The organism is Paraburkholderia sabiae, from assembly GCF_030412785.1.
Taxonomy (GTDB): Bacteria; Pseudomonadota; Gammaproteobacteria; order Burkholderiales; family Burkholderiaceae; genus Paraburkholderia; species Paraburkholderia sabiae.
Genome location: NZ_CP125296.1, coordinates 1048523 through 1061153, shown reverse-complemented (window position 1 = coordinate 1061153; position 12631 = coordinate 1048523). Strand labels below are relative to the sequence as shown.

8 protein-coding genes and 1 pseudogene are annotated in these 12631 nt (G+C 62.5%); 5 read left to right on the top strand and 4 right to left on the bottom strand.

The window, feature by feature from the left end; translation table 11 throughout:
* Positions 1–16 precede the first annotated feature (16 nt).
* From tssM to QEN71_RS34495, 5 genes and pseudogenes are all read left to right on the top strand, one after another.
* Positions 17–4027 (top strand): type VI secretion system membrane subunit TssM, encoded by a 4011-nt coding sequence (gene tssM, locus QEN71_RS34515; protein ID WP_201647787.1) that lies wholly within the window; start codon positions 17–19, stop codon positions 4025–4027.
* Positions 4027–4701, top strand: a complete 675-nt coding sequence (locus tag QEN71_RS34510; RefSeq protein ID WP_201647783.1) for a YdcF family protein — start codon at positions 4027–4029, stop codon at positions 4699–4701. The genes tssM and QEN71_RS34510 overlap by 1 nt, the downstream gene beginning before the upstream one ends.
* Before the next feature lie 74 nt (positions 4702–4775).
* Positions 4776–4937, top strand: a pseudogene (locus tag QEN71_RS34505) (GNAT family N-acetyltransferase); the annotation flags it as partial.
* A 117-nt stretch (positions 4938–5054) separates the two neighbouring features.
* Entirely contained in the window at positions 5055–6875 is a 1821-nt protein-coding gene (locus QEN71_RS34500) for a chloride channel protein (protein ID WP_201647782.1), read from the top strand.
* A gap of 27 nt (positions 6876–6902) precedes the next feature.
* Positions 6903–7844, top strand: coding sequence for an SAM-dependent methyltransferase (locus QEN71_RS34495; RefSeq protein WP_201647781.1), 942 nt, complete (start codon positions 6903–6905; stop codon positions 7842–7844).
* A 29-nt stretch (positions 7845–7873) separates the two neighbouring features.
* Here the strand turns inward: QEN71_RS34495 and QEN71_RS34490 are convergent, their stop codons facing one another.
* From QEN71_RS34490 to QEN71_RS34475, 4 genes are all read right to left on the bottom strand, one after another.
* Positions 7874–8242 (bottom strand): cupin domain-containing protein, encoded by a 369-nt coding sequence (locus tag QEN71_RS34490; protein WP_201647779.1) that lies wholly within the window; start codon positions 8240–8242, stop codon positions 7874–7876.
* 30 nt (positions 8243–8272) lie between these two features.
* On the bottom strand, positions 8273–9574 hold the full coding sequence (locus QEN71_RS34485) for an NAD(P)/FAD-dependent oxidoreductase (protein WP_201647777.1): 1302 nt from the start codon (positions 9572–9574) through the stop codon (positions 8273–8275).
* 184 nt (positions 9575–9758) lie between these two features.
* Complete coding sequence (locus QEN71_RS34480; protein WP_201647775.1) at positions 9759–10973, bottom strand: porin; 1215 nt, start codon at positions 10971–10973, stop codon at positions 9759–9761.
* A gap of 162 nt (positions 10974–11135) precedes the next feature.
* Complete coding sequence (locus QEN71_RS34475) at positions 11136–12584, bottom strand: APC family permease (protein ID WP_201647773.1); 1449 nt, start codon at positions 12582–12584, stop codon at positions 11136–11138.
* Between the last annotated feature and the right edge of the window lie 47 nt (positions 12585–12631).

Here is a 12631-nt window from a genome sequence, read left to right as displayed (position 1 = left end):
CCATCGGAATTCAAGCATGAAGAAGTTGTCGTTTCTGGTATCGCGCTGGTTCCTCGCGTTCCTCGCGCTGGTGGTCCTCGGACTGGTGATCTGGTTTCTCGGACCGTTTGTCGCATTCGGCGGGCTGAAGCCGCTCGCGAGCGCAGGCATGCGCGTGCTCGCAATCGCGCTGCTGCTCGTTGGCGTGCTGCTCTGGCTCAACGGCCGGTCGACCGTCGCCGTCTTCGTTGCACTGCTGTGCCTGCTCGTCTGGTATGCCGGGCCGCTGCTCAGTTTCGGGCATGTCGAGCCGCTGGCGTCTGTCGCGGGACGTGTCATCGGCATTGCATCGATCATCGCGGTCTTCGCAGTATTCGGCCTGTACTGGCTTTTTCTGCGAATGCGCGATGACGAGGACTTCCTCAAGAAGGCACTCGCATTCGGTAGCAGGAAGGAAGCATCCCCGGCCGCAGGCAGACTGAAGGACATCGAGACCCGCTTCAACGCTGTGCTCGCGCGCCTGAAGTCCATGCGCACCGGCGCGCGCGGCATCGGTCGACTGTTCCAGGGCACCCGCTATCTGTACGAACTGCCGTGGTATATCGCACTCGGTTCAGCGGCTTCCGGCAAAACGAGCGCCCTGCTGAACGCGGGACTCGCGTTTCCTGTCGGTGGATCTGCACCGCGGCCAGCAGAAACTTCGCTCGGCACGCGGAACGTCGACTGGTGGCTGACCAACGATGCGGTATTGATCGACACCGCCGGGTACTACACCCGCCATGGCGCGTCGATGCAACCGCTGGCCGCGGCTGTTGACAGACATGACGGCGAAGGGAAGGCAACAGATCGTGCGCAAGAACGCGCGTCGGGCAGTTCAGGCACTTCCCCGGGCAATGAGGCAGACTGGCGCCGACGCGTCGATGAAGACGAATGGCGCGGTTTCCTTGGTCTGCTGCGCCGCCACCGTCCGCGTGCGCCGATCAATGGTGCCGTGCTGGCAATCAACGTCGACGTTCTCACCGCGCCCGATCCTGCCGTACGCGCCGCCGAAGCCGATGCGCTGCGCGATCGGCTCGCGGACCTGCGCAACGTGCTTGGCATCCGCTTCCCGGTCTATCTGCTGATCACGCAGATGGACCGTCTGCCCGGCTTCGCGGATTACTTCGGTTCGCTGACCGAGGAACATCGCGCGCAGATGTGGGGCTTTACGCTGCCCGTCAACGGTCAGGCCGCGCAAGGCGATCTCGCCACCCGCTTCGACAATGAACTCACACAGCTCGCGACGCGACTCGCCAGTGGCGTGAACACACGACTGGAAGACGAGTACGACGTCGACCGGCGCCGGCGGCTCGCCGTCCTGCCCGAAGCATTTGCGGCGCTCACCGCGCCGCTGGCCGAATTGCTTGCGCAACTCGTGCTCGACTCGCGTTACGACGATACCCAGTCCCGGATGGCATTGCGGGGCGTCTACTTCACGAGCGCCTTGCAGCACGGCGAGAAGGTCACGGCGGAACCACGTACGATCGTCCAGCGTCTGGCGACCGGCCTGAAGCGTTCGGTGGCCCACGCCGCCAGCGAATCGGACAGCCACCAGGGCTATTTCCTGCATGACCTGTTTACCCGGGTGGTGTTTCCCGAAGCGCATCTGGTGCGTCCGAACCTGCGCTGGGAATATCGCTTTCGCCTGCTGCGTCTGCTCGGTCATGCGCTCGCCCTGCTGCTGTTCGTATGGCTCGCGATCGGCTTGCGTATGAGTTTCGGCAACAACAGTGACTATCTGGACGCCATCGCGCGCAAGACGCAGGCGCTTGCCGCGAAGGTCGCGCAGCTCTATCGTGATCCGAAGCCGGAGGCCGTGCCTGATACGCTCAGCGAGGCACGCTATCTGCCGACCTGGCGGGGCCTCGATCTGTCCGACCCCGACAGCGCTTTCCGGTACGGTCTGTACAGCGCGCCGGGCGTGGTCGATGCGAGCCGCGAAACGTATCGCGCGCTCGAAGACAACCTGCTGCTGCCGTCGATCGTCCATCGACTGGAGGACGTCATTGCGCAGTCGATGGCGAACAAGGATGCGAAGGGCACCTACGACGCGTTACGCGTCTACCTGATGCTTCACGACAAGGCGAAGTTCAACGCAACCGACATCAAGGCATGGGTGCTCGACGACTGGGCGAAGAATGACAGCGCATCGATTTTCGGCGGCCGCGCGTCGATGATCGAACACGTCGAGCAGCTGTTTTCGGGCGAGCGTGTCGTGCAGTCGCCGCTGATCCGTAACGATGCGCTGATCCAGCAGGCTCGGGCCTTTCTCGATGCCAGCAATGCGACGCAGCGCCTTTACGACCGTGCCAAAGCGGACATGCAGAAGGAAGCGCCCGACGAGTTCACGCTGTTGCGCGCGGTTGGCCCGCAGGCGGGCACGGTGTTCACGCGGGCGAGCGGCGCCCCGCTTTCGCGTGGCGTGCCGGGTCTCTTCACGTTCGACGGTTATCGCAATCTGTTCGACAAGCGCCTGCCCGAGTTCGTCCAGGCAGCACGTGACGACGATGCGTGGGTGATGGGACGTTCGTATCTGGGCAGTTTGTCCGATTCGGCTCAAAAAAAAACGGCTGACATCGTGAGCACGGTGACGGGCGCGGACGATCCACTGACGGAAGCGATCCGCCGGCTCTATCTCACGGAATATGCGCAGCAGTGGGATGCGTTCCTCGGCGACATCCGCACCGTCGCGGGCACGAGCCTCGCTTTCAACCTGCAGGTGCTGCGCCAGTTCGCAGCACCCGATTCGCCTCTCGCTCGCGTCGCACGCGCGGCCGTGCATGAAACGACGCTCACGCAATCGTTGGCGACCAGCGATGGCTCGCTCCTGCAGAAGACCACGGACCAGCTCAGCCAGAAGGCGGACAAGGCGCTGGGCATCCGCGCGGAAGAACGTATCGAGCGGGAACTGGTCGACGGCCATTTCGCCGCGCTGCGCGAGATGGTGACAGGCAACGGCGACACATCGACAGCGAACCAGCCCGCGAACGCGCAGGCCGGCAAGACCGGACTCGATGGCGTGACGAGTCTGCTCAACGACTACTACACGGCGCTGACTGTTGCCGACAACGCAATCGCGAACAACAGCATGCCGCCTGCGAGCGACGCCGCGGCGAAGCTGAAAATGGCGGCCAACACGATGCCCGCGCCCTTCCGTGAGGTGCTGCTCGGACTTTCGGTGCAAGGCTCGCACGAGGTCAATCAGGGCATTGGCCAGTTGCTGTCGCGCCAGATGCAGGCCGTGGTCAGCGATACGTGCCGCTTGACCGTCGAGGGCAACTATCCCTTCGCAGCAGATAGTACGCGGGACGTGAGCATCGACGACTTCACGCGCGTGTTTGCGCAAGGCGGCGTGATCGACGATTTCTTCACGAAGAATCTCGCGCCGTTCGTCGATACATCCGCCAAACCGTGGCGCTACAAGACGCTGCCCGGTGCAACCGAGCCGGTCCAGGGACCGGACCTCGAACCGTTCCAGCACGCGAAGCAGATCCGCGATGTGTTCTTCGGCGATCAGGGCAAGCAGCTCCAGTGGAAAGCCGATATCCGCGTGCCCGAACTCGATCCGACTGTGACGACGCTTGCGATCGACATCGATGGTCAGAGCATGCAGTACCAGCATGGCCCCGTCGCTCCGTTTCCGGTGAACTGGCCAGGCCCGCGCGGCGGTGTGCATGCGGAGCTGACCGCGAATCCGCGTATCCATGTCGACACGTCGACGATCGCGACGGATGGTCCGTGGGCACTGATGCGTCTGTTGCGTAAAGGGCAAGTCATCCAGACCGCCACGCCCGGCCGCACGCGTGTTGCCTTCGACTTGGATGGACGCAAGGCCGTGCTCGATATTGCGAGCGCCGGAAGCGTCGCCAATCCGCTTACAGGTGATGTGCTGAGTACTTTCCGCTGCCCGAATTCGATGCCGGTGTTCGGTCTTCCTGACAGCGGTCCGCCGCCGGGTTTGCCGTCAGCAGGACATGCCGCTGCAATGCCGTCGAATAGCAGTCAGTGATGCCCGTACGACAACTGATCACTGCTAGCGTTACCGGCCGCCGTCGTTTGCTGACCATCGGCATCCTCGTCGCACTCGCATGGACGACTGCTGCGATCTGTCTTTGCATCCGCGGCTTGACGATGCCGACAGGCCAGGCTGACCTCGCCGTAGTCTTCGGCAATGCACTTGCCGAGAACGGTACACCCAAGCCAATCCTCCGCGCTCGCCTCGACGTTGCTTCTCAATGCTACCGATCCGGCGGATGTCCCACGGTCCTTGTCAGCGGCAGTATCGACGGCCCGGGGCTTGACGAGGCCGCCGCCATGCGCGAGTACCTGCTGACACAAGGCGTGCCGGACGATCGCATCGTCGTCGATCGTGCAGGCGACAACACGCTGGCTACGGCTCGCAACGCTGTCGCCTACATGCGAGCGAACGACCTCTCGCGCGTCCTGCTGGTCACGCAGTACTACCACCTGGCTCGCGCCCGCTACGCATTCGAACGGACGGGGGCATCACAGGTCTGTGGCGCCTGGCCGCACGCCTTTCGCGTGATGGATCTCTATTCGAGCTGGCGCGAAGTCCCCGCGTTCGTGATCTATCACGTCCGTCTTGGCCTGGACCCGGACGCTCGTCCGGTTTCCTTCCGCCCGATGCTGTTTTTATACAGGCTCATATTCGGACGAATCTGAAGCATTCAGGCCATATCCCAGCTCCATCCCGTAATGCTCTCCTCTCAACCGGTCCTTGATGCCACCTCTTGGCCATGACTATCGCTTTCGAGTCACCCGATCAGCCTGAAGTGATCGCCCTCATTGCCGATCTGGACGCATACCAGAACACCTTGTATCCACCCGAGAGCCGGCATGCCCTCGATCTCGCGTCGTTACAGCAACCCAATGCCCTGTTCGCCGTTGCGCGGGACAGCAAGCGATCGCACGCCGCTACCCGCCCGCGAGAACGTTCGACACGCAGCACATTACCTCACACTATGATATAAATAACCCTCGACGCTGCAGATCTTCGGCTACCAGACAAGGTAATCATGAGTGAGCAAAGCGAGCACAAAGGCGACTTCGCGACGGACGTCCGGCTTCTGCGAATCAGTGCCATCGCGGCTGTCGGCGGCGTGCTGAGCACCGTCGCGGCGGACTTCCTGTTGCATCTCATCCGCTTCTTCACCAACCTGTTTTTCTTCCAGACGGCGTCGACGGCAAACCATTCTCCGTCGCAGAACACGCTCGGGCTCGCCGTTATTGCCGTGCCCGTGATCGGCGGCCTGCTGGTCGGATTGATCGCGCGGTTTGGTTCGGAGCAGATTCGCGGCCACGGCATACCCGAGGCGATCGAAGCGATTCTGTTCGGCAAGAGCAAGATGTCCCCCAAAGTAGCGATCCTCAAGCCGCTCGCTTCAGCGATTGCTATCGGAAGCGGCGGGCCTTTCGGCGCCGAAGGGCCGATCATCATGACGGGCGGCGCAATCGGTTCACTCGTCGCGCAGTACTTTCACCTCTCGAGCGCCGAACGCAAGGCGCTGCTGGTGGCGGGCGCGGTAGCCGGCATGACCGCCGTATTCGGCACACCTGTCGCCGCCGTGCTGCTGGCAATCGAGTTGCTGCTTTTCGAGTTGCGTCCTCGCAGCCTCCTGCCCGTTGCTATCGCGTGTGCCGTGGCGGGCTTTACGCGGCCGCTGCTTCTGGGCAGCGGTCCACTTTTCCCCTTGCAGACGCTTCCGCTCGGCCCGCTCGGCATGGTTTCGTCGGCCGTCGCGGGATTGATCGCCGGTGCACTTTCATGGGGTCTGTCGACGTGGCTCTACAAAGTGGAAGATCTCTTCGGCAGACTGCCCATCCATTGGATGTGGTGGCCGGCGCTGGGCGCGGTCGCTGTCGGGATCGGCGGATACTGCCAGCCGCGCACGCTCGGCGTCGGATACGACGTTATCGGTGATCTGCTGCAAAACCACCTTGCCGTGCAGGCTGTTATCTCGATCGTCCTCGTCAAGGCCGTGATCTGGGTGATCGCGCTCGCCTCGGGCACGTCGGGCGGTGTGCTCGCGCCATTGCTGATGATGGGCGCCGGCGTGGGCGCGCTTGCCGCGCCCTATATGCCGGGCGGCGAACCTGCCGTGTGGCCGCTCATTTTCATGGCTGCCGCGCTCGGCGGCATGATGCGCGCGCCCGTGATGGCAGCCGTGTTCGCGTTCGAACTGACTGGCGATGCCAACGCCCTGCTCCCGCTGCTGGCGGCTTCGGCCGTCGCCTACGGCTTTACCGTCCTGTTCATGCGGCGCTCGATCCTCACGGAAAAGATTGCTCGCCGCGGCTATCACATCTATCGCGAATACAGCATCGACCCGCTCGAACGACACTATGTCGACGAGGTCATGACACGTGCCGTCCAGACCATCGATGCAAACGTAAGCGTTGCGGATGCGCTTCGCCATCATTTCGGCCCGGGCCAGAAGTATCGCGCCTATCCTGTTGTTGCTTCCGGTCTTCTTGTCGGCATGGCGGATCGCGCACTCCTTGACGCGGTATCGGCCGCGAGAGGCGATATGCAGCTCGGCATGCTCTTCGCGCATGCGAAGCTCGAAATTGCACTGCCCGGTGAGACATGCAGAAACGTGGCCGCGCGACTCGCCATCACCGGCCTTGACCGCGTTCCCGTCGTCGAAAGCGAGAAAACGCATCGCCTGCTCGGCATTGTTTCCCGACACGATCTGGTCAAACCATCACTCTCCGTGTTCGCCGAGGAACGCGAGCTCGAGCAATTTCGCCGTGTGTGGGTTCCGCGAAGCGAGCGTTTTGCACCGACCAACAAGCGTCAGGATGCACCGGGCGAGCATGCCGACGTGGAGCACTGAAGCATTTATCCCGCTGGAGACAGACAGATGTACGAAAACGGAAAGATCACGCGATGGGTCAACGAGGTTCGTGCGCGCATAAACGTTTCCGCACAGCGAGCGCAGCCATCGGAACGCGAGCGCCATCTGCTCGACGTTCCCAACGACTACTACGCGATGTGGCTTGACCCTCGAATGGTCTATTCGTGCGCCCGGTTTGAAAACGGCGATGAAGACCTCGCCACCGCGCAACTGAAAAAGATCGATCATGTCCTGAGCAGAATCGGTCTGCAGCCAGGCCACCGGCTGCTCGACATCGATTGCGGTTGGGGTGCACTCGTCATCCGCGCCGCCGAAAAATTCGGCGCGCGCTGCGTTGGCATCACGCTGTCGAAAAACCAGTTCGACTGGGCCACCGAGTGCGTGAAAGCGGCTGGCCTGATGGATAGCGTCGAGATACGGCTGCAGGCCTACCCGGAAGTCGAAGGCCGGTTCGATCGGGTCACGAGTCTGGGCATGTTCGAATACGAAGGCCGTAGCGATCTGGCCGAATACATCGCTGCCTTGCAGGAGCGCCTCGAAACGGATGGCGTGCTGATCAGTCACGGCATCATGTCGAGTGGTCCAGGCGGCGGCGGACCGACGATCGACGACACCGCATTTTCCAGCCGATACGTGTTCCCCGACGATGAACTGCCCGACCTCGGCTACGCGTTGACGGCAATGCGCGAAGGCGGCCTCGAAGTGTCATGCATCGAGAACCTGCGACAGCATTGCGTACGGACGATGCATTTGTGGGAAGCCAACTTCAGGGCGAAAGAGGCGGCGCTGCGGCAGCTTGTGGACGAGCGGAGCTTTCAGACCTGGTCCAGATACTTGCGCGACTGGGCGAAAGCATTCGAGCACGACGAGGCGTCGATCTATGAGATCGTTGGACGCAAGGCGGGCACGCGCGCGAGCGCGCTGCCCTGGCCGGCCTGCACGTCCTGATCCATTCGGGGCAGGCTGGCCCCAAAGCCTCAACTCACAGCCAGATAGTGCTTCACGAATCCATCGCTCAGCACGTCCCACACCGTCGACGTGCCCTTCTTGACGAACCACGAATCGCCGGCCTTGAAGTGACGCGTATCGCCCGTCGACTCATCGGTAATCTTCACTTCGCCGCTGACGATTACCGCCTGCTCGTCAAACGGATAGACGAGGCGGAACCGGCCCTTCGACGTGCCGAAGTAAGCGGCCGAAACAGGCTCGGTGGGCGCGCCGTGCGTGAGCTTGCCGTACGCCTGCACATCGCCGCCTTCCAGGATCTCGCCGCCGATGCCCGACAGGCTTCCCCAGGAATCCAGCTCGGATATTGCAATACCAGGTTTGATTGCAGTAAGACTCATGTTGCTACTCCATAAAATAAAAACGATGTGTTAACGACGTCCGTGCCAGTAACCGGACGTCTGATGCATGACCTTGCCGAGCGACACGAGCAGCGCGCGATACTTGTCCTTGCCGGAAATCGACGCGCGCGGAATCGAACTGACGAGCCTGTAACGCTCCGATCCGCCGAGCACCCCTTCCGCGAGAATCTTGCAGATGATCTGACTCGGCGTGACGCCGAAGCCCGAGTAGCCCTGCACGAAAAACGCATTCGGACGATCCGGCAGCGTGCCGATCTGCGGAAACAGGTTGAGCGTCGAGGCCATCGGTCCACCCCACGCGAGATCGATCTTGACGTTCTCGAGATACGGAAACACTTCCACCATCAGCCGTCGATTCCACTCCTTGAGGTCGGACGGAATGTGCTCGACCAGCGACGTCGACGAGCCGAACAGCAACCGGTTCTCGTTCGTCACACGGTAGTAGTTGATCACGGGACGGATGTCGCTATACGCGCCGTGGATCGGGCTGATTCGCCGGATCAGTTCGGGGCTCAACGGCTCCGTCATCGAGTTGTACGCATACACGTTGATCGTGCTGCGATGCAGTTCGGGTTCGATGCCGTTGTTGAAGCCGTCGCAAGCCCACACGATGCGGCGCGCCACGACGCTGCCTTTGGCCGTGCGCACGCGAATGCGATCGCCATACGTGATATCCAGCGCGGGGCTGTATTCGAAGATGCGCACGCCGTAGATCTCCGACACGGCCTTCGCTTCGCCGAGCAGCAGATTCAGCGAGTGCACATGACCGCCGCCCATATGCAGCAGCCCCGCACGATACACCTCCGTGCCGATGATCTGCTGCACATCCTTCCCTTCGACATAGCGGATCTCGTACGGCGAGCCCAGCGACTTGAAGTCCTTCTCCCAGCTGCGCAGCGTCTTCGCCTGGCGCTCGTTGTACGCCATGTAGCCGTAGCCGCTGCAAAAATCGGCGTCGATGTTGTACTTCGCGATCCGCTCGCGCATGATCTGCGGGCCGAGGTCGCTGAGCGCGAAGATCGCCTGCAGGCCCTCTTCGCCGACATCCTTTTTGATCGCATCGAGATCGTGACCGATGCCTGCCATCACCTGTCCGCCGTTGCGACCCGTGCCGCCGTAGCCGAGATAACGCGCTTCGAGAACCACGACATCCGTGACGCCGTTTTCAGCGAGTTCGAGGGCCGTGTGAATCCCCGAAAAGCCGCCGCCGATGATGACCACTTCGGCCTGAATGTCGTCTTCGAGAGACGGAAAGCTCAACTCGTACTTCTTGGTGGCCGTGTAGTAGGTCGCTGTTTCATCCGCATGCATGCTCTTGCCCCTGGTTTGCCGCGACAATCCGAAAACGGACTTCGCTGCGTTAAAGCCCTGCCTTGAAGCTCTGCCGGCGCAGTGTCGCCGAGGTTGTCGATGAGTCATTCTGCGGCGACATATATCGGGCAGTGAGCACAAATCGGCAAAACAACCTGCGCTTGCAGTCACGTCGCTTTCGAAATCAGAAGTTCGTCCGAATGCCCGCCATGATGGCGAGCTGACGATCGGAATTGCTGTTCACGAGATTGGGAATCTGCGCGTAATTGGCTGCGGCGCCCGTCGAGGGATCGATGCCGAGCCCCGCGCCCGACGCCTTCTGCGCAATCGCAACGGCATACAGCGCGGTGCGCTTCGACAGCGAGTAGTTAGCGCCGAGGTTCAGCTGATGAAAACGCGTCGAACTGCCGCCGCTCGGCTTCGCGCTGTTGAAGATGTAGGCGGCGCCGAGCGTCCATGCAGGCGTCAGCGTATAGACCGTGTTCAGTTCCGCGATATCGAACGACACGTCGCGCCCTGCTTGCGCCGCCGTGGCGAAATACGCGCTGTTTTCGAGCCGCGTGTGCGTGTACACCACGGCGACCGTCGCCTGGCCGATATTCACCGAGCCGCCCGCGCCCCACGCCTTGATGGCCGCCGCGTTCTGCAACTGGCAATAGCTCGCCGCCGCGTTGGCGCACGAGAAGTCGCCGATGTAGCCGCTGCTGCCGCCCAATGCGGCATCGAGCGGATTGTCGAGCGTCATGTAGCCGGCGCTCAACGAGATCGGTCCGTTGTTGTAGGCAGCCGCTAGCGCATAGCCGCGCTTCGCCGAAAAATCGCCCGCCTGTCCGCCGAAGCTGAATGTGCCGCCGAACGTGAAGCCCGCGAAGTCGGCGCTCGTGAACTTCACCGCGTTGTTCATGTTGAAGGCTTCGTTGAGGTTATCGACGTCGCCGAAATGCGAGCCGTACAGCGTCGCCCATGCATTGCTCGACGCATAGACGCCGAGAAAATCCGAATACGAGTCGTATTGGCGACCAAAACTAAGCGTGCCGAAACGGTCGTCGCGCAAGCCGACCCACGCTTGCCGGTTGAACAGCGAGCCGCTTTGCAGCATTGCACCCGTGCCCGTCAGAAACTGGTTTTCGAGCGCGAACGTGGTCTTGAGTCCGCCGCCGAGGTCTTCCGTGCCCATGAAGCCCCAACGCGACGGCACCAGATTGCCGCCGCCCAGTTGCACGGCATGGCCGCCGTGCACCGAGCCGTCGGCGGCCGTCACCTGCTGGTTGGTCGAATAGATGACGCCGGCATCGACCGTGCCGTACAGCGTCACGCTGCTTTGCGCGTGCGCGTTCTGCATGCCTGCGCCGAGCACGCTGGTGGACAACAACGTCGACAGAAGTAGTTGCTTTTTCATAGTCAGGCCGATGTGAAGTCGAACGCCAGGACGAACGCCACCCTTACCGCGATGAATCGTCATCCGGCGTGTCGAAATAGAAAAAAGAAGGAGATGCGTTAGAAGCCGATGCCGCGCGTGTCGCTGCCCGCTATCGCGCAGCCGTCGCGTTTTGACGCATGTTCAGAGCCGCGAACTGCCGAGTCGCTCGTAAGCCGTGCGGTCGCGCCGCCGCAGACGCCGCGCCGTCACGACACCGGCGATCGCGAAGATGGGCAGAAGCGCCGTCAGCGCATACGACAGCCCCGCGCCCGCCCCTGTCAGCAGCGGAAAATTCGCGATCGCGAGCACCAGCACAGCCGCGAGCGCCACGCCCGACACCACCGGAAACACCGCCACACGCAACGCACTTTCGTGACGCGTGCCGATGCGCCTGAAGAACGCGAACACGGCCGCCGACGACAGCGTCATCAACGCGATGATGCACAGCGTCGCGACGTTAGTGAGCCAGGAGAACAGCGTGAGCACGGGGTCCGCGCGCATCACAATGAAGACGATCACGACCGCGGCCGCTATGCCCGATTGCCACAGGGAACCGATGTGCGGGCTGCTATGCAACGGATGCGTGCGTCCCATCGACTTCGGCAGCAAGCCTTCGCGACCGCTCGCGTAGAAGTAGCGCGACGCCGAGTTGTGAAACGCCAGCAGTCCCGCATAGACGCTCGTGATGAACAGCACGCTCATCGCGGCAGTCAGCGTGCGGTTCGCGTAGTGATCGGACAGCGTGTAGAGAAACGTGGTCGGATCGGACAGCGCCGTCAGTGTCTTGACGATGTCGCCCGCACCCGCGCCGATCACCATGCACCACACGGAGAACGCATAGAACCCGCCGATCAGCAGGACCGAGATATACGTGGCGAGCGGCACGGTGCGCTGCGGGTCCTTGGCTTCCTCGCTGTAGATCGTCGTCGCCTCGAAGCCGATGAAGCTCGCGAAGCAGAACAGGAAGCCGATCGCCGGCGTGCCGCTCAGGAATACGCGCGGCGTGAACGAGGCGGCGTCGATGCCGTGCGCGCCGCCGCTGCGCAGAATTGCCAGATCGAGAATCAGCACCACCACGTATTCGCCCAGCACGAGCAGCGACAGCACCTTGGCGGACAGATCGATTTGCCGGTATCCGAGCACGGCAACGCTTGCCATCGCGACCAGCGAGCAGACCCACCACGGCGCGTTCACACCGAAGTGCGTCGCGAGAAAGCCCGACGACACCGCGCCGAACATCCCGTACAGGCCAATCTGCATCGTGTTGTAGCCGAGCAGCGCGAGCAACGCGGCCGCGCCGCCCGCCGTGCCGCCGAGGCCGCGCGCAGTGAACGCGTAGAAACCGCCCGCATTCGTGATGTGGCGCGCCATCGCCGTGTAGCCCGCTGCGAACAGCAGCAGGATCACGACGGTGGCGATCAGCAGCGCAGGCGTGCCCGCGCCGTTGCCGAGCATGATGCCGATCGGAAAGCCGCCCGCAATTGCGACCAGCGGGCCCGCTGCCGAAATGACGAAGAAGACGATGAACCCCAGCCCGAGCGCGCCTTTGCGGAGCTCGGTCGAGGGCGTTGGTTCTGCAGCGACATTCATGAGGTCTCGCTCCATTCGAGGATAGCCTTGTGCTTCAATCGGGGCGT